Below are 22736 nucleotides of genomic sequence, written 5' to 3'. Positions count from 1 at the left end.
CTACATATTTATGAAATTTTTTAACAATACCTCACCCGCTTCGCCACTTCTTTCAGGGTGAAACTGCACACCATAAAAATTGTCTTTGTTTAAACTTGCACTAAATTTAGTAGAGTATTCGCACTCTGCGATGGTGTATTCGTTTAAACCCACACAATAACTATGCACGAAATAAAAATAAGCCCCATCTAAACCTTGAAAAAGTTCATGTGAGCTAAAAACTTGGTTCCACCCCATGTGCGGGAAAGTAAAATCAGCTTTTTCTTGAAATTTTTGTGTTTTAAAAGGCATAATGCCAAGTGTTTTTTGGTGTAACTCTTCTGAAAACTCACCTAAAATTTGCATACCAAGACAAATTCCCAAAAGCGGTTTAGTAGTGGTTTGGATAAAATTTTCTAAATTAAGCGCTTTAAGATTACTGATAGCTTTAGCTGCTGTCCCAACTCCGGGAAGCAAAAGTTTATCTACACATGAGAGTTCTTTTACATCATTACTGATAATGCATTTTTGCCCTACACGTTCAAGTGCAAAAGCAAGTGAAGCCAAATTCGCACAACCTGTATCTATAATAGCTAGTTTCATATCACTCCTTTTGAGCTTGCTAGATTGTCATTTTCTATTTTAATGGCCATTTTTAAAGCTCTAGCAAAAGCTTTAAAAAGCCCTTCGGCTTTATGGTGGTCGTTTTTACCTTTAACCTTTAAATGCAAACTTGCACCCATAGCATAGCTTAGCGAGTAGAAAAAATGCTCTATCATTTCTGTGCTTAGTTTTCCAAGCTTTTCTTTTTTAAATTTAGCCTTATAAACTAAATGCGGTCTATTGCAAAAATCAATCGCACAACTTGCCAAACACTCATCCATAGGCAAAACAAAACCATATCTTGCAATACCTATTTTTTGATCTAGTGCTATTTTAATGGCTTCGCCCAAAGCAAGTGCTACATCTTCAACACTATGATGTTCATCGACTTCTAAATCTCCTTGACATTTGATCTCTAAAGATATATTTGCATGAGTGGCGATTTGCTCTAACATGTGATCAAAAAAAGCGATATTAGTTTGAATATCAGCTTTTGCTTTTTCATTAAAAGCTATTTTGACTTGAATTTGAGTTTCTTTGGTATTGCGTTTGACAAAAGCATTACGATAATTTTGCAAAATAAAATCTGCAATTTGCTCCCAACTAAATGTGTCATCGTTGTATTTTAAACCTTGAATTTTAAGGTTTTGTGCTAGGATCATATCGCTATCTCTATCGCCTATGACAAAGCTTTTGTTTTGATCATAGAGATTGTTTTTTATATAGTTTTCAAGCATAGCAGTTTTTGGTTTTCTACAAGTGCAATTTTCGTGTTCAAAATGCGGGCAAATAAAAATATCCTCAAATTCTATCCCGCAACTTCGAAAAACACTTAGCATTTTTTCATGAGGTTTGTCAAAATTTTCTCTAGGAAAAGAATTTGTACCTAGGCCATCTTGATTACTCACCATGACAAATTTGAAGCCAAAATTTTTTAATTTTAATAATGCATTGATCGCACCTTTTTTAAATTCAAGCTTTTCTAAAGAATCAACCTGAAAATCTTCCTTTGGCTCATCTATAAGCGTGCCATCTCTATCGATAAATAATATTTTCGCACTCATTTTAAGCTTTCTAATCTTATACTTACAGCATTTTTGTGCCCATCAAGTCCTTCAGCTGCTGCCAAAACCTCCACTACAGGTCCAAGCTTTTTAAAGCCTTCTTTACTTAGTTCTTGCACAGTCATTCTTTTCATAAAATCCGCAAGCCCTAAAGAAGAATACGATCTTGCAAAACCATAAGTTGGTAAAACATGATTTGTCCCACTTGCATAATCTCCCATAGATTCTGGAGAATACTCACCTAAAAATACCGAACCTGCGTGCGTGATCTTTTCGATCAAACTAGATGGATTTTGCGTATGAATGATCAAATGCTCTGGTGCATAGTCATTTGAAATACTTATAGCGTGTTTTATATCTTTAGCAAGAATGATTTTAGAATGTGCTAAAGACTTTAAAGCGATTTCTTTGCGCGAGAGTTTTTCTAGTTGCAAAGCAACTTCTTTATCCACTTCTTTAGCTAATTTTTCACTAGTACAAACTAAAATCGCTTGAGAATCTGCTCCGTGTTCAGCCTGTGAAAGCAAATCTGATGCTATAAATTGAGCATTAGCAAACTCATCTGCTAAAACTAACACTTCTGAAGGCCCTGCTTGCATATCAATGGCAACTCCATGGTTGTTTACTTGTTTTTTAGCTTCAGTGACAAAGGCATTTCCTGGTCCAAAAATTTTATCGACTTTTTTCACACTTTGCGTTCCGTAGGCAAATGCTGCTATGGCTCCTGCACCACCAATTTGATATACCGCATCTACCTCACAAAGTCTTGCTACAAAAGCAATAGCGGGGTGCAAAGGTGCAGGAGAAGCTAAAGCGATAAATTTGCATTGTGCGATCTTAGCAGGGATAGCTAGCATAAGTGCAGTTGAAAAAAGTGGTGCCAAACCTCCTGGAATATAAAGCCCCACTTTTTCAATAGCTCTTGTTAGCACCTTGCATGTTACACCTTCAAAGGTTTGCACCGTTATAGTTTGACTCTCTTGTGCTTTGTGAAATTTGTAGATATTTTCATAAGCTATTTTAATAGCATGCTTTAACTCATCATCAATTTGTTCTGCTAAATCACTAAGCTCTTCATCGCTTAGCTTGATAGAGTTTAACTCAACTTTGTCAAATTTTATCGCCATTTGCTTTAAAGCCTCATCTTTGTTTGCTTTAACATCTTCGATGATTTCTTCTACTATAACTTTTACTTGTGAGTTTGCATTGATAGCAGGGCGACTTAACGCTATTTCTTGTTCACTTTTGCTAAGTTTTTCAAAATCAAGTATTTGCATTTTTATCCTTTAAGAGAGCATTTTTTCAATAGGTAAAACCAAAATAGCACTTGCACCTTCTTTTTTCAAAGCTTCCATAGTTTCCCAAAATAAATTTTCCTGACTAACCATATGTAGTGCAACTTTGGCTTTATCATTTTCCAAAGGTAAAATCGTAGGCTTTTCAACACCTGGTAATAAAGCTGTGATTTTTTCAAGCTTTTCAATAGGCGCATGCAGCATAATGTATTTTGACTCCCTTGCTTGCATAACACCGCTAATTCTAATGAGTAATTTATCGATTAGTTCTTGTTTGTGTGAAGCTAGGCTTTCTTTTCTTTGGATAATGCATGCTTTGGATTTATAAATCACCATCACTTCTTTAAGTCCATTAGCTTTTAAAGTAGCTCCACTTGAAACCAAATCACAAATTCCATCGGCCAAATTTGCACTAGGTGCTACTTCTACCGAACCTGTTAGCATACATGTTTTATATGCGATATTGTTTTCTTCCATAAAGCGTTTTAAAAGCTGTGGATAAGAAGTGGCTATGCGTAAATTTCTAAAACTTTCAATACCTTTATACTCACTCTTTTCAGGAAGTGCCAAAGACAAACGACACCCTCCAAAATCAAGTTTTTTAAGCATGATAAATTCTGCGTTTTCGTTTTTTGATTTTCTTTCTAGTTCATTTTCTTCTAAAACATTTTCTCCAACTATCCCAAGATCTACCACACCATCAAAAATTAATCCTGGTATATCATCATCTCTTACTCGAAGCAAGTCAATGGGTAAATTAGTGGAAAAAGCTATTAAACTTTGATCATGTATACGAAGTTTTACGCCTATAGATTCAAGCAAAGCAATGGAATCTTTACTTAAGCGACCTGATTTTTGTATAGCAATGCGTAATCTCGAATTTTCTTGCATTTCTTTCCTTTTTTGTAGTTAAAAGATTAATAGTAGCAAAAAATGGATAAAAATACAAAAAATATGATTTGAGTAGAAAAAGAAGTTTTTAGCCTTTAAAAAAAGGCTAAAAAATTAAGCTACAAATTCGATGAAAGCCATCTCTGCAGCATCGCCACGGCGAATTCTTGTTTTGATAATTCTTGTGTAACCACCGTTTCTATCTGCAAATTTAGGTGCGATTTCTGTTACAAGTTTATTGGTAGCTTCTTTATCTTGTAAGCTAGCAAACACTGCTCTATGGGCATTAAAGTCACCTTTTCTTGCACGAGTGATTAATCTTTCAACATAACCTCTTAATTCTTTTGCTTTAGGTAATGTTGTTTCTATTTTACCTGCTTTAATAATAGCAATGGTAAGGTTTTTTAATAAGGCTGCACGGTGAGTAGAAGTGCGACCTAACTTTCTATATCCATGTCTATGTCTCATTGATTATCCTTCATTTTGTGCTTTTAATTCTGTAATTTTTTTCTTTAGCGTTTCTTTTGCACTATCACTGAGTTTTGAATTTCCTATAGGGAAGCCTATAGATTCCATTACGCTTTTGATCTCATCTAGAGATTTTTTACCTAGATTTTTCAAATCTGCAAGTTCACTTACACTCATCAAAGCAAGTTCACCGATGTAAACTACATTTGCTTTTTCTAGGCAGTTAAAGCTTCTTGCGCTTAAGTTTAACTCAGTTATATTTTGAAGTAATTTCACATGCTCTACTTCATTACTTGGTGCTTGACTTCTTACAACACTTTGCGCATTAGTAATTTTATCAAACACTGATAATTGTTTATACATTGCCTCTAAAGCATTTTTAAAAGCATCACTTGGTGAAATTTGACCATCAGTTGTGATTGTAAAAACAACTTTTTCATAATCTGGGTTGTCTTCAAAAAGCACTTTTTCTATATCATAAACTGCATGTTTTACCGGAGTAAAGAACGCATCAAGTGCTATAAATTCAGGATCTAAGAAATTTTGAATTTCTTCAGAAGGCACATAACCTATACCTTTTTCAATGATTAAAGTGAATTCTAAATCCGCATCTTCATTGATAGTAGCAAGGTAGCTATCTGCATTCACAACTTCAACAACTTCATTGTTTAAGTCTTTTCCACAAATTTCTTTTGGTCCTTTAAAACTAAAAGTTATGATTTCTTTTTCAGATTCTGTTTTTAGTTTAAATCTCAATTTTTTTAGATTGATAATAAACAATGCTACATCTTCAAGCATACCACGCATGCTATCAAATTCATGCGCTACGCCTTTGATTTTAACTCCTGTTGGAGCAAAACCTACTGTGCTTGAATAAAGCAAACGACGCAAAGGATGCGCCAAAGTAATAGCATAGCCGATTTCAAAAGGCCATGCACTTACTTTTGCTACTGTATCACTGATATTTTCAATACTAAACTCTGTTGGTGTATAAGCAGAAGTTGTAATATGTCTCATATCAAAAACCTTTATTATTTAGAGTACAACTCAACGATATATCTTTCCTCAACTGGAATGATAACCTCTTCTCTTTCAGGTTTTCTTGTAAAAATTCCAAATCTTTTATCTTTTTCTACATCAACCCAAGCAACTATACCAGTTTGAGCAGTAAGTTCGATCGCTCTTGAAATTTGAGGATTGTTTTTGCTTTTTTCAATCACTTCAATTTTTTGACCTGCTTCTACTCTATAACTAGGAATATCAACTCTTTTACCATTTACTAAAATGTGTCCATGAGTTACAAGTTGTCTTGCAAAACGGCGAGTTGTAGCAAAGCCCATTCTATAAACAACATTATCTAGTCTTTGTTCTAAAAGCTGAATTAAAAGTGCACCGGTATTACCGTCTTTTCTAGCAGCTTCGCTAAATAATCTTCTAAATTGTTTTTCGCTTACTCCATACATAAATTTAGCTTTTTGTTTTTCTCTTAGTTGGAGTCCGTATTCGCTGATTTTTGCTTTTCTTTGTCCATGTTGACCTGGTGCGTAAGGGCGTTTATCTAAAGCACTTTTACCTGCTAATCTTCTTTCGCCTTTCATTGCCAAGCTTACGCCAAGTCGTCTTTCTAATTTCTCTACTGGTCCTCTATATCTTGCCATTATAATTCTCCTAAATCTTATATCTTATTCTTAGACACGACGACGTTTTGGTGGTCTACAACCATTGTGAGCTAATGGAGTAATATCTTTTAAGAAAGTTACTTTAATACCTTCCATAGCACCTACACTCTTAACCGCTGTCTCACGACCACTTCCTGGTCCTTGTACTTTGATACCAACTTCTTTGATACCATGTTCTTTTGCTTTACTTAAAGCATCTTCAACTGCTTGTTGTGCTGCATAAGGAGTTGATTTTTTAGAACCTTTAAAGCCTAAACCACCTGCACTACTCCAAGCGATAGCATTTCCCATTTCATCAGTTACAGTAACCATAGTATTATTAAATGTTGCACTGATATAAACTATACCTTTAGCTATATTTTTTTTAACTACTTTTTTCTTTACTACTTTTCTTTTTGCCATTTTCTATCCTTATGATTTTGCACCAACGGTTTTTCTCTTACCTTTTCTAGTTCTGGCATTTGTTTTTGTTTTTTGACCACGAACCGGTAAGCCTTTTCTATGTCTTAAGCCTCTAAAGCTTCCTAGATCCATCAATGCTTTGATATCCATAGCAACTTGTTTTCTAAGATCACCCTCAACCATATAGTTTTCTTGAATTTCTTTACGGATAGCTGCTGCTTCATCTTCACTTAACTCGTGAACTCTTTTATCATAAGAAATTCCGGTTTTATCTAAGATTTTTCTTGAAGTATGTAAGCCTATACCATAAATATAAGTCAAACCATATTCAATTCTTTTTTTCTTTGGTAAATCCACACCTGCAATACGAGCCATAAATTATCCTTGTCTTTGTTTGTGTTTTGGATTTTCGCAAATAATGCGAACTACGCCTTTACGACGAACTACTTTGCACTTGTCACACATCTTTTTAACAGATGGTCTAACTTTCATGCTTTTCTCCTGTTATTGTAAATTCCACTTTTTTACAACTGCACCAGGTTTTTAGAGCAACCAACTATTTTCAAAATAAGTGGTGATTTTGAAAATACTTCTTCATACAGTTTTATTGCAATTTCTGCAAAAGTGCTAATTATATCTTACTTTTGCTTTCAAACAACTTAGACTTATTTGTATCTAAATGTAATACGTCCCTTATCAAGACTATAAGGTGTTAGCTCTACTTTAACTCTATCACCAGGCATAATCCTGATATAATGCATACGCATTTTACCCGCAATGTGACAAAGTATTACGTGTTTATTGTCTAATTCAACTTTAAAAGTTGCATTAGGTAAAGCTTCGATTACATTACCATCAATTTCGATAATATCATCTTTTGCCAATGCTTTTCTCCTTTCTATAAAATACAAAGCTAATATTTTATCACAATTTTTCTTTTAAATTTTTAATATTTTTCTACAAACGCCGATATTTTTTACTATAATTACAAAATTACTACAAGAAGAAAGTATTTAAATGCCAAAAACTTTAACAAAAAGTGATTTAAAATCCCTTTCTTTATATTCTTTAGGAGGGGCTTTAGAATTTTATAATTTTATTATATTTATCTTTTTTGCTAATTATATTTCTACAAGTTTTTTTCCTAGCGAATTAGATGATTTTTGGAAGCTTTTAGGTACTTACACTATCTTTGCAACGGGGTATCTAGCTAAGCCTTTTGCTAAAAGCATTAAAAATTATTTTAAAACACAATTTTATTACATCAAAGCACAAAATTTAAATATTATATTAATCATGCTTTCTACTTTCTCTCTGGCATTTATACCTACTTTTGAAAGCATTGGATATTTTTCTCTTGTGATTTTACTTTTTATTAGAATACTGCAAGGTCTTGCAATTAGCAAAGAATTTACTCATGCTTGGTCTTTTGTAAAAAGACACTCACCTGATGGTAAAGATGGTTTTTGTGTAAGCAGTGTCAATGTTTCTATGATGGCGGGTGTTATTTTTGCATGTTTAGTTACTTTGGCTATCCATCAATACTTTGTTTTGGAAGAAATTTATGCATATGCTTGGCGTTCTCCTTTTATTGTTGGTGGTTTTTTAAGTATGTTGCTTCTATATTTTGGAAAAACTTTAAAACAAAACTTCATAATTCAAAAAATACAACACAATCACCAAGAAAATTTTACTTTTAAAGATCTTTTTAAAAGCAAAAAAGACTTTTCAAAAATTGTAGCTACCATGCTTTTATCGTGGATGCTTACAGCTTGCGTTATTATACTCACTCTACTTATGCCTAATTTTATACCTGAAGTTTTAATTTTAGAAAAAATAGATGCTCTTTTGATTCAAATTATCGCACTTGTGATATTGTCTTGTGGAACTTTACTAGCTGGAATTTGGGTTGATAAGTTTGGCTTTTTGATTACAGCTTTTATTTTTGCTATAGGTTTTAGCTTTTCGTGTTTTTTATATTTTTATTTTTTTTATGCACAAATTTTACATTTAAGTATATATTGTTATTTTATTGCATGTTTTTTTGGCGGGATCAATGCTTTAGCGCCTATCTTGATTTGTAAAATTTTTAATCCTGATAAAGATCTCACTAAAATTACATTTTCATATAATATTGCTTATGCAATAGCAGGTTTTTTTACACCACAACTTGTTTTCATATTACATTCTTTAGCAGTAAAACCTGATGAACCTTTTATATACGGGATTTTTACTTACACTTTGATCTTATCTCTTATGAGCCTTTTGATTGCGATATTTACTTATAAGAAATTAAGATTGTAGTGTTATAATTAATAAAAATTATTAATTAAAAATTTATATAAAGGAATGGATATATGAAAATTTTTAGTTTATTGATATTGACTTTATTGCCGCTTTTTGCAGTTGAAATGATCACGCCCATACCAGAAAGTATACCTTATGATAAAGAAAAAGCTATTTTAGGAAAAAAACTTTATATGGATACAAGTCTATCAAAAGACAAAAAAGTATCTTGCAATAGCTGTCATGATGTTGCAAATTTTGGGGTAGATAACAAAACTTTCTCTACAGGCATTAATGGAATAGTAGATGAACCTTTTCATACGCCTACAAATTTCAATGCCGTTTTTAATTTAGCCCAATTTTGGAGAGGTAATGCTAAAGATTTACAAGAACAAGCAAAACACCCTTTGCTTAATCCCAAAGAAATGGGTTTAAAAGATGGTGCAGAAGTTGAAAAAATCGTAAAAAGCAACACTTACTATGAAAAAGAATTTAAAAGACTTTATGGAGAAGTAAGCTTTGATAACATTGCTGATGCCTTAGCTGAATTCCAAAAAACTCTACTAACCCCTAACTCACCTTTTGATCGCTTTTTAAAGGGTGATAAAAATGCCATTAGCGAACAAGCTAAAAGAGGATATAATGCCTTTTTATCAAATGGTTGTATCGCTTGTCATCAAGGACAAAATATAGGTGGAAATATGTACCAAAAAATGGGGGTTTTTGTGCCTTATGACAATGGAACCAATTGGCAAGGACGCTACGAGATCACTAAAGATCCACATGATAAATTTGTAGTCAAAGTACCAAGTCTTAGAAATATAGCTAAAACCGCACCTTATTTTCATGATGGCTCCATGCCAACACTTGATGCTTGTGTGCAATTTATGGCGTATTATCAACTAGGTAAATTTTTAGAACAAGATGTGGTTGATGATATAGTTGCCTTTTTGAATTCTTTAACAGGAGAATACCATGATCCACTCAAATAAAAAATCTTTTTCTTTTTTAAAGCAGTTTATTACTTTATCCGTGGTGGTTTTAATACTACTTTTAACTTTGACCTTATTTATTTTCAACACTTATAACACCACTAAAAGAAATTCTCTCATCATGGGTTCTTTTCAAAAATTAGAAATTTTAGACACCAAAATAGATGAAATTTTTAAAAATAGGTTAGATTTACAAAACTACGACATTAGCGTGGCTTTGATCCAAGAGTTTGAAAATACCTTAGCGGTTTTAAAATCTAACGAGATAGATACAAAAAAACTTGAAGCTATTTTTCAAAAGAAAAACACTCAACTACAACACTTTAAATCAGCTAATTCTATTGCTATCAATTCAAAGCTATATCTTTATGAAATCCAACAAGAAATCATTAAAGCAACCAACAAAATAGCACTAAGCACCCAAGAAGCTAAGCAAATTGATGCGGTAGGAAGTATTTTAAGTATCATAGGAACTATGGATATTTTAGAACCATTGGTTCAAAATAGACTACAAGGCTTAATATCAAGCCTAAATGTAGAAAATTCTCAACTCCCACAAGAATTATTTGAACTTTTTAGTACACATTGTAAAATGATACTCAGTCAAGTTAAAGTCTTAAAAGAAAATTCTCAAAGTCATTTTGATCAAGAACTTCAAAAAGAAATCATTGCTTATAAAAATACCGTTGCTGAAACAATCAACCTCAACAATAAATACAATTTATACATTGCAATAGGAATTTTTATATTTACCTTGATTGTATTGGTGTTTTTTATATCACTTACCTTAAAAAAAGTAATCATACCTATTTCATTGTTAGAAAAACTTAGCTCTAATTTAGCGGGCGAACATGCTAATTTAAATGCAAGATTAGATATTGATAAAAAAAGTGAATTAGCTACGAGTGCGGGTTATATTAATTCTTTTATACAAACTGTGCAAAATTCTGTATTAGAAGCGATACAAACTGCTAACTCAAGCCATGCTAGCTCTCAAAAGCTTTCTAAAAACGCTGAAGTATTACAACAAAGTTCTCTTTTACAACACGAGCAAATTTCTAATGTTTATAAAATTGGATCAGTTTTAGAAAGTCATATTGATTTAACCCAAAATCTTGCAAAAGATACCATCAAAGATATGTATGATATGCAAGAAGTAATGGCAAAAGTAGAAAGCACACTCAAAGAACTAGTAGAGTTGATTTTACTAAGTGGAGAAAAAGAACAAAGTGTATTAAGTGCTATGGATATGCTAGTACAAAGTGCTGATAGTATCGTAGAGGTTACAACAACCATTAAAGATATCGCCGATCAAACCAATTTGCTTGCATTAAATGCTGCTATTGAAGCTGCACGTGCTGGTGAACATGGTAGAGGATTTGCTGTTGTTGCAGATGAAGTTAGAAATTTAGCTGAAAAAACTACAAAATCACTAGTTGCTATAGAAACTACCGTAAAAACCATCGTGCAACAAATCAGTGACAATAAAAGCTTAATGGATGGTATTCACCAATCTATGAGTGACACCTCAAGCAAAGCAAATATTTTACAAGGCGAAGTGAGCACTTCCATAGAGAAACTAAAAACAAGTATTCATTCTACACAAATTATGGAAGAAAAAAGCGATGAGTCAAAAGCTAAAATGAATGAATTAGAACAAAATATAGAAAAAGTAACCGAACTTGCAAACTGTGTGAAAAACTACTCTCTTGAATTAACCCAAATTTCACAAGGTGTTTTAGAAGATGCTTCAAAGCTTTCAGAAAAGCTAAAAACATTTGAGTAAGAAAGTAAAACTTTCTTACTTAGATAAAATATCTGCTTTTCCATTGATAATCGCAACACAATGCTCATAATGGGCTGCATTTAAACCATCTTTACTTCCTGCCTCCCAGTTGCCTTTTAAATGCACTGGAGTGCCATCTTTTTGACACACCATAGGCTCTATACAAAATACCATACCATTTTTGATCTTTGGACCACTTTTTGCACTAGCACCTGGCTCTAGATAGTTTGGAATTTCAGGCTCTCCGTGTGGTTTTTTGCCTATACCGTGTCCACAATAGCCCTTTAAAGGCACAAAACCTCTTTGAGTAATAAACTCTCCAAGTTCATAAGAAAGCTCTTTAAAACGCATACCTTCTTTTATAATATCTATAGCATAATACAAAGCATCTTTAGCACAAGCAATCAATGCCTCATCGGTGGCTGAAATTTTGCCTATAGGAATAGTTCTTGCCGCATCTCCATAATATCCATCTATGCATGTACCCACGTCAAGTCCTAAAATATCGCCTTCCTTTAAAATACGCTCATCGCCTATACCATGGATGCAAGCTTGATTAAGCGAAATACAAATACTACCTGGAAAACCATACAACCCTTTAAATGATGGCTTTGCCCCATGTTTTAGTATAAATTCTTCTGCTTTGATGTCAATTTCTTTTAAACTCATGCCTGGCACAATAATGCTTTCTAGATAATCAAGCGTTCTAGCTACAAGCTCATTTGCCTTGCGTAATTTTTCTATTTCTGCTGGTTTTTTGATTTCTATCATTTAGTATTTTCCTTAAAGTTTTTAAAAATTTAGCATTTATGGGCTTTTAAAAGCTTTAAGGTTAAAACCTTAAGTTTTACAACTTAAGGTTTTAACATACACTTGTAAGATTAGTAGCTAAACCGCCTAAGGAGGTTTCTTTGTATTTTGAGTTCATATCCTTGCCGGTTTCATACATAGTTTTTATAACCTCATCAAGACTTACTTTTGGTGTAGATTTTCTACTCATTGCCATTCTAGCAGCCGAAATGGCCTTAATCGCCCCAAAAGCATTTCTTTCTATACAAGGAATTTGCACTAGACCACTCACTGGATCACAAGTTAATCCTAAATGGTGCTCCATTGCAATTTCTGCTGCATTACATGCTATTTTTGCATCAAAACCCATTACAGTAGCCATAGCACCTGCTGCCATAGAACTTGCACTTCCAATTTCTGCTTGGCAACCAGCTTCAGCACCACTGATACTTGCATTTTTCTTATAAAAAGAACCTATTAACATCGCAGCAAGCAAAAAGTTAATAGCTTTTTCATCATTAAACCCAACCGTGTGATTTTTAAGATAAAGCATAACAGCTGGTACAACCGCACACGCACCATTAGTTGGTGCAGTTACCACTCTTGCTCCGCTTGCATTCTCTTCTGCTACTGCAATAGCATACAAAGAAATAAAGTCAATAATCCCCAAAGGATCGCTTGTCATCGCTAAACGCTCATTTAACCCTTTAGCGCGGCGTTTTAAGCGTAAATTTCCTGGAAGATAATCTGAACTTGGATGAATTCCATTATAATAAACTTCTTGCATAACTTCCCAAATTTCTAAACAATAAGCCCTAATTTCTTCCTTGGTATGAAATTGAAGCTCATATTCATAAGAAAGTTTTGCTAAGTCCCATGACTTTTCTTCACAAATTCTTAAAGCATCGCTAGCATGATTAATATCAAGTTCTAATTTAGCATGTTTTTGCTCACTAGAACCATCTTTATGTTTTTGAAGCTCAGCTTCACTCATCACAAAACCACCGCCCACCGAATAATAAATTTCTTCTGCGATGATTTCATTATCTTGACCATAAGCACTTACCTTTAAGCCATTTTCATGTAAAGGTAAAAAATCTTTTTCAAAAATCAAGTCTTGATCATAATCAAAACTTAATTCTTTTTGGGCATTTAAAACCAAAATTTTATCTTGCAAAATTTTATTAAAAACACGATCTTGCAAAGCAGCATTTAACTCTTTTGCTTTTAAACCACTTAAACCCCATATAATAGCTTTATCACTTAAATGGCCTTTGCCAGTTAATGACAAAGAACCATAAAGTCTGATTTGAATTTTTGTAATTTGCGTGATTTTATCTTTAATCTTTTCACAAAACATATTACCCGCTAACATTGGTCCTAAAGTATGAGAAGATGAAGGACCAACACCAACTTTAAATATACTTAAATTACTACTCATTCATTTGCACCTTAAAAAGTATAGATTACAGTTATGATTGTCAAAATTCCTGTAATAAACACAAAAGCATCTAATGCTTTGTTTTGGAATTTTTTCATTTTAGAAACAGTATAAATTGCAATCATTGGCATTAAGAATAAAATCGCTGCGATAATTGGCCCACCTAAACTTTCAATGAAACCTAAAATACTTGGATTAATATAAGCAGTGACTAACATTACAATATACATTACCAAAGTTGAATAAACTGCGATTTTTTTCAAATCAGGATTTTCATTACCTGCTAATTTGCAACATTTTCTCACTATACCATAAGCACCTTCTCTTGCACCAAAATAGTGCCCAAAGAAAGAACTAGAAATTGCTAAAAATGCAATCAATGGACCGCCATAAGAAATAAAAGGATTATCAAGTTTATTTGCAAAATAAGAAAGAACAGGGATATTTTGTGCTCTAGCTTCATTAAGCTCTGCAGGAGTTAAAGAAAGCACACAAGATACAACAAAAAACATAACAAAAGCAAGCAACATTACAGAAGTTCTAAATAATACTTGATTTGCTTTTTGCACTGAATTATCAGTGTATTGTCTTTTCATACTTAAAGAAAAAGTAGAAATTGCTGGTGAGTGGTTAAAAGAAAATACTAAAACCGGTAAGGTTAACCATACTATAGTGATAAATTCTTTTGTACCAGGAATAGCACTAAAACTTTCAAATGACCATTGTGGAATAAGATACAACGAAAACAAGAATAAAATAGCACATAAAGGATAAACCAACCATTCACATACCTTGGTGATAAGCTCTTCACTAAAAAGCATAATAAGCATAAAAATACTTACCAAAACAAACGCAAAAACTGCTCTAAAAAATGGAAGTAAATTAGCTATTGTTTTTCCTTGTTCATTTACACTTGTTTCATACATTGCACTAATTGCACTTGCAAGAGAACCATTTGGATCTAAAAGTGGTAAAAACTGATGATAAATAAAACTCTCAAAAGTATTTGTTATACCTACGCAATATGCTAAACAAATTGGGAAGATTGCAAAGAAATAAAGTATAGAAATAAAAATACTTACTTTTCTACCAAAATACTCCTCAGCCGCATGAGTAATGTCTTTATCATTACCATTTGCTTGACACACAAAACGACTTAAAGCTCTATGACTTAAATATACCATTGGAAAAATGATCAAAGTCATTACAACAACCGGCCAAAAGCCACCAACACCTGCTTTAATAGGCAAAAATAAAATTCCCGCACCAACTGCTGTCCCAAAAAGAGAAAGCATCCAACGCGTATCAAAAGAATTCCACTTAAGATTATCCACATTTTCTCCTTGTAAAAACAATAAAAAGTCTTTAATAAAAAACTTTTTTATTATTTTCTTGTTATGTTTTTTGCGTTTCAAAGCATTTTAATAATAAAAAAACAACACTTTTTAAAACACATGGCGTTACTATAATAAAAAAAAATTAATTTTTCTTAAAACCGTGCAACAATAAAAAAAATATTTCTCTATATGATAATATTTTGTTAAAAATAGCAATAATAAGTATTTTTTTGCATTTATTTAATATATAACTCAATACTGATTTTTATCATTTTGTAATATAATTTCAAATTTTTAAAAGGAGTAAAATTGCATCATTATAAAAAAGCTGTCATTGCTTTGGCATTAAGCTCATTTTGTATGGGTGTAACTGAATTTGTAATGGCTGGAGTGTTAATTGATATACAAAATTACTTCAACATTGACGCAAAGACTGCAGGTTGGCTTACTACTTTATATGCAATAGGAGTAGTTATTGGGGCTTTATCTTTTACTATTTTTCTAAGTCCTTATCAAAGACATGTTCAATTGATTGTTAATATCTCGATTTTTGCACTTGCTAATTTAGCGATTTATTTTAGCGATAGTTTTTACCTGAGTGCATTTGCAAGATTTATCGCAGGTACGCAACATGGAGTGTTTTACATCATTGCTACCTTGGCTATTGTATCCATTGCTCCAGAAAATAAAAAAAGCCAAGCCATTGCGATCATGATAACAGGACTTACAGTGGCATTAATTAGCGGGGTTCCAATAGGAACTTTCATCGGGCATTATTTTGGTTTTAAATATATATTCTTACTTATTTTTATTTTAAGTGTAATTGCACTTTTGGGAATTGTATTCATGATGCCAAAAAATATTCATTCTAATCCTATCCGTTTTAAAGATTTCATTCCTGCATTTTCTAACACCAATCTTTTGATGACTTATACCATTTCTATATGTGGATGTGGGGCGCATTTTATACTTTATACATATTTACAAAAACTATTAGTTGAAAAAAGTGGTTTTGATGTTGCGATGATTGGTTATATTTTACTATTTTATGGAATATGTGCCATATTTGGCAATCTTTGGGGTGGAAAAATGGTTGATAGATACGGCGCGGTTTATTCTTTAAGAATTATACTAAGTATTCAAGTGTTGATTTATCTTAGCTTTTTACTAACAATGCATTCTCAGATCTTAGTGATAGTATCTTTATCACTCATAGGGTTTTTTTCTTTTTCTACTATTTCAGCTTTTAAAGTTTTAAGCATAGCAAAAGCCAAGCGATACACTCACAAAGCCCAAGAAAGTACAGTAAGTGTCAACGAAGCCTCGTTTAATGTGGGCATTGCACTTGCATCTTTTATCGGGGGTTTGGTTTTGACCTATTTTGGTATAGAGTTTAATGCGTTATTTTCGGCGATATTTGTCTTGCCTGCTTTACTTATTGTTTTTATATTTGCTAAAGACAAAATACATCGTATCCAAAGGAAGATTTAATCAAATAAACTTTTTTCAATACACTTTAGCATAAAGCTTTTTCGGTGCAAAGGCGAATTTCCAAATGCTTGGATTTTTTCTATATGAGCTTTTGTACCATAACCTTTATGTTTTTCAAAATCATAGTTTTTATATATTTTAGAAAAATAACACATTTTTTGATCACGGCTTACTTTGGCTAGTATGCTTGCAGCTGATACTTCTTGCACTTTCATATCAGCTTTGATCATAGTTTTTACACCTACTACACCATAGTTTAAATTGCCATCATATAAAATATCATCTTCACTAAAATGCTTTTTGATGATTTTTAAACCTAGTTGCAAGCATTGACTAAGTCCTAAGGTGTCAATTTGCAAAGGTGAAAAAGCAAGAATTAAAAAATTTGAATGTGCAAGGATTTGTCCATATAATTCCTCTCTTTTTTTTGCACTCAACTTCTTAGAATCAGTCAAACCATCAATATCTCCAAAAAGCTTACAAGCACTCAAATGCATATCTCCAGCTAATGCACCACGTCCAGCTTCATCTACTCCAACTAAAGCCATTATCTTTCCTTTATAATGCGATATCGTTCTACTAATTTTTCTAAAGTATAACTCATATTTGCTGGAGAACTTGAAGGGAGTTCTAAAAAGTCTTTATCTGGATAAAACTTAGCAAAATACTTACTTGCGATTTTTCCCAATACACAGATTTTTTCTATCTTTGCTTTTTTCAAAATGATATTAATATCATTTGCCTTTGCGTAAGAAATGGTTTTATCATCTGAATTTTTAATCTTACAACTTGCTATCACATCCCATAAAGCAATATGATGAGTTTTTAAAAATGCTTTTTGATCAGCTATAGTTTTCAACTCACAATCATATAAAATTTCAAAAATTCTCCAAAATCGGTTTTTATTGTGCTGATAGTAAAAATTTTCTTGTCTTGATTTTATAGAAGGAAAAGAACCTAAGATTAAAATTTTTGCGTTTTCATCAAAAAAAGGTTCAAAAGGATGAGTTAAAATCTGCATGTTTTAGCCTTGATAAAAATAAAATTATTTTATCATTTTTATCAAGGTTTTTAAAAATTATCCTAAAAATTCACGTTTAAAATACTCTTTTGGAGCTCTACACAAAGGACAGGCATTTGGTGCTTTTTTACCACGATGAATATGCCCACAAACTTCACATACCCATAATTCTTCTACATCTGAATTAAAAAAGTCTTCCTCTTCAAGCATTTTTTTAAGCGCCAAATACTCTCTTTCGTGTTCTATCTCTACCTTGCCTATAGCAGTGAATAATCTTGCGATATTTCTTTTACCCTCATCTTCTGCGATTTTTGCAAAATTAGGATACATTGTGGTATGTTCGTAATTTTCTCCATCTGCTGCGCAGATTAAATTTTTTGCAGTTTCCTCTAAAGCTTTACCATCTACTAATTCATGATACGCTTTAAATTCAGCTCTTGCGTGCCATTTTTCATTTTCCGCTGCTTCTTTAAAGTGTCTAGCAATAGCATGCCAACCTTCTTCTTGAGCAATATCAGCAAACAAATCATACTTATTTCTAGCCATAGATTCACCCGCAAAAGCTTTCATTAAATTAACCGCAGTCAAATCCTGAGTAATGCACTCCATTTCTTGTCCACAGCAACTTAGTGTTCCACCACCTACATTTTGCACTTCTACCTCATTGCCACATTTTTGACATTTGTAACTTTCATATTGTCTCATTGTATATCCTTGATCAGTTAAATAAGTGGATTAAAAGAAATTCACCCAAATGGTATTTTAACATTTGGGTGTTAAGATATTAGTATTTTAAGAAATATTCTTGGATTTTTTTAGGATTGGTTGTTTTGGTTAATGCAAGCATTAACAATACTCTTGCTTTTTGAGGACTCATATCGCCTGTATCAATAAAGCCAAGTTTTGCATCCGCTGAACTTACTGCCACTCTACCAGATGCTACACGTGAACTAACTGCTACATTAAGTCCTTTTTTAAGCAATTCTTTTAATACATTTTTTTGATAATCATGTATACTACCTGCGCCTGTTCCTGCTACCACAATACCTTTGGTTCCATTTTCAAACAATGCCTTTGCAGCAACACCACTACCATCATTTGCATAACTATAAAGAATATCAACTTTTGGTAATTCTTTTAACTTGCTAACATCAAATGGAGATTTTTTAGTGTGTAATTTTGTGTTTGTGTTGTAAAAAAATACTTTACCATCTACGATATAACCCATATCTCCCATATCAGGTGAACTAAAAGCATCTACATTTAAGCTATGAGTTTTCATCACACCTCTAGCGCTTTGAATTCTATCATTCATAGCTACCATTACACCTTTGTTTTTTGCTTCAGGATTGGCTGCTAAAGCCACAGCATTGTAAAGATTTTTAGGACCATCTGCACTAATTGCGGTCGATGGGCGCATTGCTCCAACTAATACAACTGGCTTATTGCTTTTAACGGTTAAATTTAAAAAGTATGCGGTTTCTTCCATGGTGTCAGTTCCATGTGTGATCACCACTCCATCTACATCAGAATTTAAAAGGCGATTAACCTCTTTAGCAAGTTTAAGCCAAATTTCATTTGTCATATCTTTACTATCAATATTCGCAACTTGTTCTCCGCTAATTACAGCTAAATCCTGAATTTGAGGCACTGCCTTAATCAAAGCATCTACGCCTAAAACCCCCGCTGTATAACCTGTAGTAGCTACTGAACTATCAATCGATCCTGCGATAGTCCCACCTGTAGCTAAGATCGCAACTTTTGGTTTTGCTTCCAAAATTCCCGCTCCTAAACTTAGTGCCATAGCTGCACACATTAACATTTTTTTCATGTTAGTCCTTTCTTAAAAATGGAAAGATTATAATGCAACTATGTTTAAATAAAAATAAATTATAAATAAAAAATAAATTCTTAATAAAAATTAGCTTTTATTAACTACAAAACAACTTAAAGCCATAACTTTGCAATTCTTTCTAATTTTTTTACATCACTAGAAGCATAAAATTTAACAGCTGCTTCCTCTTGAATAGTCTTTAGATCAAATTCTTGTTGCAATTGCAAGGCTATAGCTTCACCTGAGTGGATTAACTTTACATTAGCTCCAAAGTATTCTCCCAATGCTTGTGCAATCAAAGGAAAATGAGTACATGCCAAAATTAAAGCACTAGGTTTAAACTCAAGCCCTTTAAAATAGTGTTCAAAGGCTGCGTTTAAAAAGTTACCATGAAAAATTCCTTCTTCAACCATTGGCACAAAAAGTCCTGTTGCTTTTTCTTCTACCTTCAAAAAACCTTCTTGTAATAAGGCTTGTTTATATGCATGAGAATTTACCGTAGCTTGTGTTGCAATGACTAATATATTAGAGTTTTTATCTTTTAAAGAATTTTTTACCGCTAAAACTCCTGCATCTATCACACCAAGAACTGGGAAAGGAGCATTAGCTCTTAAAATTTCTAAAGCATACGCGCTGACTGTGTTACAAGCGATAATAAGCATATCAACTTTTTTTTCTTTGAAAAACTCTAAAGCTTCTAGAGAAAATTTGATGATAGTATCTTTATCTTTTACCCCATAAGGTACTCTTGCTGTATCGCCATAGTAGATGTATTCTTTAAAAAGTTTTGCATGAAGTAAAGATTTTAAAACGCTAAGACCACCTACACCGCTATCAAAAACGCCTAATCTCATTTTTAAAACCTTTAAAAAGAGAAGAAAGTAGAAAAATCTACTTTCTTATAAGCCTACTGCACTTAAAGTTTGGTATTTATTCATATAAATTTGAGCTTCAATTTTTCTCATTGTATCTAGCGCAACTTGCACTACGATCAAAACAGAAGTTCCACCAAAATAAAAAGGCACACCAAATAGCTTTACAATCAGCCACGGCAATGTAGCTACAAGTCCTAAGTAAATAGAACCTGAAAGTGTTAATCTTGATGCTACCTCATTAAGATAATTTGCGGTTCCTTCACCTGGTCTAATACCTGGTATAAAACCACCTTGTCTTTTAAGATTTTCAGCTATATCTTTTGCATTAAATACAATAGATGCATAAAAATACGCAAAGAAAATAACAAGCAAAAACGTTAAAAAGTGAAAGAAAAATCCATTTGGATTTAAAAAGTCATAAATTTTTAACACATATTCGTTTGTACTTGTTTGTAAAATAGTACTTGGAAACATCAAAATCGCGCTCGCAAAAATAGGAGGAATAACACCACTTAAGTTGATCTTAATAGGTATATAATTCATAATACGCTTGTTTTGATTTTGCATGATTACTTTTCTTGAGTAAGAAATAGGAATTCTTCTCTCTCCAAGCTCTACTACTATAATAGCCCAAATAGTAAGTAAAATTACAACTAAAATGGCAATGATAGTCAAGAAATTCATCTCGCCTGTATTTACCAAATTTACTGTTCCACTAATTGCACCTGGAATTGTAGAAACAATACCACCAAAGATAATTAAAGAAATACCATTTCCTATACCACGTTGAGTGATTTGCTCACCTATCCACATTAAGAGCATAGTACCTGCAAGCATAGAAATAGCAGAAAGCGCAATGAAAGTGTTCATATCAATCATAATGGCTGATTGACCTGCTTTTCCGTGAAGACTTTGCAAGCCGATAGAAACACCTATACTTTGCACTAAAGTGATAGCTATAGTAGCATAACGAATGATTTGCATGTATTTTTGCATACCATCGCGTTCTTTTTTCATTTTTCCTATATTAGGAAAAGTTGCCGCTAAAAGCTCCATAATAATCGAAGCAGTAATATAAGGCATAATGCCTAGAGAGATGATGCTAAGTCTTTCAGCAGCACCCCCACTAAACATATTAAACAAGCCTAATGCATTAGATGCATTAGAATCAAAAAATTCCTTGATAACACTGACATTAACCCCCGGAACTGGAACATAAGCTAGTATTCTATAAGCGAATAAAAAAGCTAATGTTATGAGAATTTTATTTGTCAATGTTTTATTCATTATTTTTGTCCGCTAAAAGTGATCTTCTCATCTTTGATTTTGTTAGCAAGATCTTTAGCGCTTGCCCCAATAAGCTTAACTTTGTTTACATTTTTTGAAAGCTTATGAATGCTATTGATTGTTTCAAATGTAATTTCGCTAAGCTCTTTGATCGCTGTGATTTTTTCAACATTAATCACATAAGGTTTTTCGAATTTAGAAGTAAAACCTACTTTTGGCAAACGTCTTTGAAGTGGCTGTTGACCCCCTTCAAAACCTCTTTTTTCGTTATAACCTTTTCTAGCAGTTTGGCCTTTTCCACCTTTAGTAGAAGTTTTACCCATACCACTACCTTGACCACGGCCTATTCTTTTGGTTTTATGTGTTGAACCTGGTGCTTTTGTTAAATTCATTGATTATCCTTTAAGCATTGTAAGTGCTTTGATAGTAGCACGCACAACATTTGCTGAATTGTTTGAACCTAAAGACTTTGTTAGAATGTCTTTAATACCTGCAAGTTCCACGATAGGACGTGTTGAACCACCTGCAATAACTCCTGTACCTTCGCTTGCTGGTTTAAGTAAAATTCTACTTGCGTTGTATTTTACTTCTACATCATGAGGGATAGTTGAGCCTTTTGTTTTTACTTCAACAATGTTTTTAAAAGCATCATCAACTGCTTTTCTAATAGCATCTGGAACTTCTTTAGCTTTTCCATAGCCTACACCAACTAAACCTTTTCTATTTCCAACGATAACTAAAGCAGTAAATCTAAATCTTCTACCACCTTTAACAACCTTAGTAACCCTGCCGATATCGACGATTACTTCTTCAAATTCTTCTCTATTATATTTTTCCATCGATCTTCCTTTTGGGTTATAGTTTGATTCCGTTTTCTCTTAGTGCTTCAGCTAATGCTGCAATCACACCATGGTATAAATAACCATTTCTATCAAACACTGCTTCTTCTATGTTTTTAGCTTTTAAAACTTTTGCAAATTCAGCTGCTATTTTTTTAGCGCCTTCTTTATTTGCTTTAACGCCAAGTTTTCTTCCATCAACTGCTGCTAAAGTTACTGCTTTAACATCATCGATAGCTTGGATATATAAAGTTCTGTTTGATTTAAAAACAGAAACTCTTGGAAGAGCTTGTGTTCCTGAAATTTTTGCTCTAATTCTTTTTTTTCTTTTAATTCTTAAAGATATTTTTCTTTTTAATACATTTGCTCTCATATTC

The 22736-nt window shown here is 32.7% G+C and carries 26 protein-coding genes and 2 pseudogenes; 5 read left to right on the top strand and 23 right to left on the bottom strand.

Annotation, left to right across the window (positions count from 1 at the left end; genetic code table 11):
• The 11 genes from hisH to infA all read right to left on the bottom strand — a co-directional run bounded on the left by hisH (nucleotide 1) and on the right by infA (nucleotide 7265).
• Complete coding sequence (gene hisH / locus A0083_RS00620; RefSeq protein ID WP_120760703.1) at nucleotides 1–582, bottom strand: imidazole glycerol phosphate synthase subunit HisH; 582 nt, start codon at nucleotides 580–582, stop codon at nucleotides 1–3.
• A complete protein-coding gene (gene hisB, locus A0083_RS00615; protein ID WP_197553369.1) occupies nucleotides 579–1646 on the bottom strand; it encodes a bifunctional histidinol-phosphatase/imidazoleglycerol-phosphate dehydratase HisB in 1068 nt (355 codons plus the stop codon). The genes hisH and hisB overlap by 4 nt, the downstream gene beginning before the upstream one ends.
• The gene (hisD, locus tag A0083_RS00610; RefSeq protein ID WP_120760701.1) at nucleotides 1643–2923 is read right to left on the bottom strand and encodes a histidinol dehydrogenase; all 1281 of its coding nucleotides are present in this window, start codon (nucleotides 2921–2923) and stop codon (nucleotides 1643–1645) included. The genes hisB and hisD overlap by 4 nt, the downstream gene beginning before the upstream one ends.
• A 9-nt stretch (nucleotides 2924–2932) precedes the next feature.
• Complete coding sequence (gene hisG / locus A0083_RS00605) at nucleotides 2933–3832, bottom strand: ATP phosphoribosyltransferase (RefSeq protein WP_197553367.1); 900 nt, start codon at nucleotides 3830–3832, stop codon at nucleotides 2933–2935.
• Between the two features lie 114 nt (nucleotides 3833–3946).
• Nucleotides 3947–4300, bottom strand: a complete 354-nt coding sequence (gene rplQ / locus A0083_RS00600) for a 50S ribosomal protein L17 (RefSeq protein ID WP_012660847.1) — start codon at nucleotides 4298–4300, stop codon at nucleotides 3947–3949.
• A gap of 3 nt (nucleotides 4301–4303) precedes the next feature.
• A complete protein-coding gene (locus A0083_RS00595; RefSeq protein WP_197553365.1) occupies nucleotides 4304–5317 on the bottom strand; it encodes a DNA-directed RNA polymerase subunit alpha in 1014 nt (337 codons plus the stop codon).
• A gap of 14 nt (nucleotides 5318–5331) precedes the next feature.
• Nucleotides 5332–5958 carry a 30S ribosomal protein S4 gene (rpsD, locus tag A0083_RS00590; protein WP_039617184.1) on the bottom strand — a complete coding sequence of 209 codons (627 nt, stop codon included), beginning with the start codon at nucleotides 5956–5958 and terminating at the stop codon, nucleotides 5332–5334.
• Nucleotides 5959–5988: 30 nt separating this feature from the next.
• A complete protein-coding gene (gene rpsK, locus A0083_RS00585) occupies nucleotides 5989–6381 on the bottom strand; it encodes a 30S ribosomal protein S11 (protein ID WP_039662396.1) in 393 nt (130 codons plus the stop codon).
• A 9-nt stretch (nucleotides 6382–6390) separates the two neighbouring features.
• The gene (gene rpsM / locus A0083_RS00580) at nucleotides 6391–6756 is read right to left on the bottom strand and encodes a 30S ribosomal protein S13 (RefSeq protein ID WP_012660843.1); all 366 of its coding nucleotides are present in this window, start codon (nucleotides 6754–6756) and stop codon (nucleotides 6391–6393) included.
• 3 nt (nucleotides 6757–6759) lie between these two features.
• Nucleotides 6760–6873, bottom strand: a complete 114-nt coding sequence (gene rpmJ, locus A0083_RS00575) for a 50S ribosomal protein L36 (protein WP_002781429.1) — start codon at nucleotides 6871–6873, stop codon at nucleotides 6760–6762.
• Nucleotides 6874–7046: 173 nt separating this feature from the next.
• Nucleotides 7047–7265: a translation initiation factor IF-1 gene (infA, locus tag A0083_RS00570; RefSeq protein WP_012660842.1), complete on the bottom strand. Its 219-nt coding sequence runs from the start codon at nucleotides 7263–7265 to the stop codon at nucleotides 7047–7049.
• A gap of 133 nt (nucleotides 7266–7398) precedes the next feature.
• Here infA and A0083_RS00565 point away from each other — a divergent pair, with 133 nt between their 5' ends.
• The 4 genes and pseudogenes from A0083_RS00565 to A0083_RS08260 form a co-directional block, all read left to right on the top strand.
• Entirely contained in the window at nucleotides 7399–8685 is a 1287-nt protein-coding gene (locus tag A0083_RS00565; RefSeq protein WP_197553363.1) for an MFS transporter, read from the top strand.
• 53 nt (nucleotides 8686–8738) lie between these two features.
• Nucleotides 8739–9659, top strand: a complete 921-nt coding sequence (locus A0083_RS00560; RefSeq protein ID WP_197553361.1) for a cytochrome-c peroxidase — start codon at nucleotides 8739–8741, stop codon at nucleotides 9657–9659.
• Nucleotides 9643–10281 (top strand): annotated as a pseudogene (locus A0083_RS08265) (DAHL domain-containing protein); the annotation flags it as partial. The gene A0083_RS00560 and the pseudogene A0083_RS08265, both read left to right, overlap by 17 nt.
• 636 nt (nucleotides 10282–10917) lie before the next feature.
• Nucleotides 10918–11445: pseudogene (locus A0083_RS08260) on the top strand (methyl-accepting chemotaxis protein); the annotation flags it as partial.
• A gap of 15 nt (nucleotides 11446–11460) precedes the next feature.
• Here A0083_RS08260 and map read toward each other — a convergent pair.
• The 3 genes from map to A0083_RS00540 form a co-directional block, all read right to left on the bottom strand.
• Complete coding sequence (gene map / locus A0083_RS00550; RefSeq protein WP_120760695.1) at nucleotides 11461–12216, bottom strand: type I methionyl aminopeptidase; 756 nt, start codon at nucleotides 12214–12216, stop codon at nucleotides 11461–11463.
• Nucleotides 12217–12307: 91 nt separating this feature from the next.
• Nucleotides 12308–13675, bottom strand: a complete 1368-nt coding sequence (locus A0083_RS00545) for an L-serine ammonia-lyase (protein WP_120760694.1) — start codon at nucleotides 13673–13675, stop codon at nucleotides 12308–12310.
• Nucleotides 13676–13686: 11 nt separating this feature from the next.
• Complete coding sequence (locus tag A0083_RS00540; RefSeq protein WP_442861598.1) at nucleotides 13687–14970, bottom strand: aromatic amino acid transport family protein; 1284 nt, start codon at nucleotides 14968–14970, stop codon at nucleotides 13687–13689.
• Between the two features lie 351 nt (nucleotides 14971–15321).
• Here A0083_RS00540 and A0083_RS00535 point away from each other — a divergent pair, with 351 nt between their 5' ends.
• On the top strand, nucleotides 15322–16503 hold the full coding sequence (locus A0083_RS00535) for an MFS transporter (RefSeq protein ID WP_197553352.1): 1182 nt from the start codon (nucleotides 15322–15324) through the stop codon (nucleotides 16501–16503).
• Here the strand turns inward: A0083_RS00535 and A0083_RS00530 are convergent.
• The 9 genes from A0083_RS00530 to rplR form a co-directional block, all read right to left on the bottom strand.
• Nucleotides 16500–17051: a ribonuclease HII gene (locus A0083_RS00530; RefSeq protein ID WP_120760692.1), complete on the bottom strand. Its 552-nt coding sequence runs from the start codon at nucleotides 17049–17051 to the stop codon at nucleotides 16500–16502. The genes A0083_RS00535 and A0083_RS00530 overlap by 4 nt on opposite strands.
• Nucleotides 17051–17524, bottom strand: coding sequence for a DNA-deoxyinosine glycosylase (locus A0083_RS00525; RefSeq protein WP_197553349.1), 474 nt, complete (start codon nucleotides 17522–17524; stop codon nucleotides 17051–17053). The genes A0083_RS00530 and A0083_RS00525 overlap by 1 nt, the downstream gene beginning before the upstream one ends.
• Nucleotides 17525–17581: 57 nt before the next feature.
• Nucleotides 17582–18229, bottom strand: coding sequence for a ferritin family protein (locus tag A0083_RS00520; protein WP_120760690.1), 648 nt, complete (start codon nucleotides 18227–18229; stop codon nucleotides 17582–17584).
• A gap of 79 nt (nucleotides 18230–18308) precedes the next feature.
• Nucleotides 18309–19328: a type II asparaginase gene (locus A0083_RS00515; RefSeq protein ID WP_120760737.1), complete on the bottom strand. Its 1020-nt coding sequence runs from the start codon at nucleotides 19326–19328 to the stop codon at nucleotides 18309–18311.
• A 143-nt stretch (nucleotides 19329–19471) separates the two neighbouring features.
• On the bottom strand, nucleotides 19472–20212 hold the full coding sequence (gene murI / locus A0083_RS00510; RefSeq protein WP_197553346.1) for a glutamate racemase: 741 nt from the start codon (nucleotides 20210–20212) through the stop codon (nucleotides 19472–19474).
• Nucleotides 20213–20257: 45 nt separating this feature from the next.
• A complete protein-coding gene (gene secY / locus A0083_RS00505; protein WP_039662375.1) occupies nucleotides 20258–21520 on the bottom strand; it encodes a preprotein translocase subunit SecY in 1263 nt (420 codons plus the stop codon).
• Nucleotides 21520–21912, bottom strand: coding sequence for a 50S ribosomal protein L15 (gene rplO / locus A0083_RS00500; protein ID WP_039662373.1), 393 nt, complete (start codon nucleotides 21910–21912; stop codon nucleotides 21520–21522). Before rplO ends, secY begins: the two co-directional genes overlap by 1 nt.
• Before the next feature lie 3 nt (nucleotides 21913–21915).
• The gene (gene rpsE, locus A0083_RS00495) at nucleotides 21916–22359 is read right to left on the bottom strand and encodes a 30S ribosomal protein S5 (RefSeq protein ID WP_039617161.1); all 444 of its coding nucleotides are present in this window, start codon (nucleotides 22357–22359) and stop codon (nucleotides 21916–21918) included.
• 16 nt (nucleotides 22360–22375) lie between these two features.
• Nucleotides 22376–22732 carry a 50S ribosomal protein L18 gene (gene rplR, locus A0083_RS00490; RefSeq protein ID WP_039640503.1) on the bottom strand — a complete coding sequence of 119 codons (357 nt, stop codon included), beginning with the start codon at nucleotides 22730–22732 and terminating at the stop codon, nucleotides 22376–22378.
• Nucleotides 22733–22736 lie beyond the last annotated feature (4 nt).

The organism is Campylobacter sp. 2014D-0216, assembly GCF_014931215.1.
In the GTDB taxonomy this organism is placed as follows: Bacteria; Campylobacterota; Campylobacteria; order Campylobacterales; family Campylobacteraceae; genus Campylobacter_D.
The sequence above is the reverse complement of the archived record's forward strand: the minus strand, read 5'-3'. Positions and strand labels throughout refer to the sequence as shown.

Excerpts from the sequence above, each read along its gene's own strand:
- hisH (WP_120760703.1), bottom strand. The coding sequence starts at position 582 with ATGAAACTAGCTATTATAGATACAGGTTGTGCGAATTTGGCTTCACTT.
- hisB (WP_197553369.1), bottom strand. The coding sequence starts at position 1,646 with ATGAGTGCGAAAATATTATTTATCGATAGAGATGGCACGCTTATAGAT.
- hisD (WP_120760701.1), bottom strand. The coding sequence starts at position 2,923 with ATGCAAATACTTGATTTTGAAAAACTTAGCAAAAGTGAACAAGAAATA.
- hisG (WP_197553367.1), bottom strand. The coding sequence starts at position 3,832 with ATGCAAGAAAATTCGAGATTACGCATTGCTATACAAAAATCAGGTCGC.
- rplQ (WP_012660847.1), bottom strand. The coding sequence starts at position 4,300 with ATGAGACATAGACATGGATATAGAAAGTTAGGTCGCACTTCTACTCAC.
- A0083_RS00595 (WP_197553365.1), bottom strand. The coding sequence starts at position 5,317 with ATGAGACATATTACAACTTCTGCTTATACACCAACAGAGTTTAGTATT.
- rpsD (WP_039617184.1), bottom strand. The coding sequence starts at position 5,958 with ATGGCAAGATATAGAGGACCAGTAGAGAAATTAGAAAGACGACTTGGC.
- rpsK (WP_039662396.1), bottom strand. The coding sequence starts at position 6,381 with ATGGCAAAAAGAAAAGTAGTAAAGAAAAAAGTAGTTAAAAAAAATATA.
- rpsM (WP_012660843.1), bottom strand. The coding sequence starts at position 6,756 with ATGGCTCGTATTGCAGGTGTGGATTTACCAAAGAAAAAAAGAATTGAA.
- rpmJ (WP_002781429.1), bottom strand. The coding sequence starts at position 6,873 with ATGAAAGTTAGACCATCTGTTAAAAAGATGTGTGACAAGTGCAAAGTA.
- A0083_RS00565 (WP_197553363.1), top strand. The coding sequence starts at position 7,399 with ATGCCAAAAACTTTAACAAAAAGTGATTTAAAATCCCTTTCTTTATAT.
- A0083_RS00560 (WP_197553361.1), top strand. The coding sequence starts at position 8,739 with ATGAAAATTTTTAGTTTATTGATATTGACTTTATTGCCGCTTTTTGCA.
- map (WP_120760695.1), bottom strand. The coding sequence starts at position 12,216 with ATGATAGAAATCAAAAAACCAGCAGAAATAGAAAAATTACGCAAGGCA.
- A0083_RS00545 (WP_120760694.1), bottom strand. The coding sequence starts at position 13,675 with ATGAGTAGTAATTTAAGTATATTTAAAGTTGGTGTTGGTCCTTCATCT.
- A0083_RS00540 (WP_442861598.1), bottom strand. The coding sequence starts at position 14,970 with ATGCTTTCTCTTTTTGGGACAGCAGTTGGTGCGGGAATTTTATTTTTG.
- A0083_RS00530 (WP_120760692.1), bottom strand. The coding sequence starts at position 17,051 with ATGGCTTTAGTTGGAGTAGATGAAGCTGGACGTGGTGCATTAGCTGGA.
- A0083_RS00525 (WP_197553349.1), bottom strand. The coding sequence starts at position 17,524 with ATGCAGATTTTAACTCATCCTTTTGAACCTTTTTTTGATGAAAACGCA.
- A0083_RS00520 (WP_120760690.1), bottom strand. The coding sequence starts at position 18,229 with ATGAGACAATATGAAAGTTACAAATGTCAAAAATGTGGCAATGAGGTA.
- A0083_RS00515 (WP_120760737.1), bottom strand. The coding sequence starts at position 19,328 with ATGGCACTAAGTTTAGGAGCGGGAATTTTGGAAGCAAAACCAAAAGTT.
- murI (WP_197553346.1), bottom strand. The coding sequence starts at position 20,212 with ATGAGATTAGGCGTTTTTGATAGCGGTGTAGGTGGTCTTAGCGTTTTA.
- secY (WP_039662375.1), bottom strand. The coding sequence starts at position 21,520 with ATGAATAAAACATTGACAAATAAAATTCTCATAACATTAGCTTTTTTA.
- rplO (WP_039662373.1), bottom strand. The coding sequence starts at position 21,912 with ATGAATTTAACAAAAGCACCAGGTTCAACACATAAAACCAAAAGAATA.
- rpsE (WP_039617161.1), bottom strand. The coding sequence starts at position 22,359 with ATGGAAAAATATAATAGAGAAGAATTTGAAGAAGTAATCGTCGATATC.
- rplR (WP_039640503.1), bottom strand. The coding sequence starts at position 22,732 with ATGAGAGCAAATGTATTAAAAAGAAAAATATCTTTAAGAATTAAAAGA.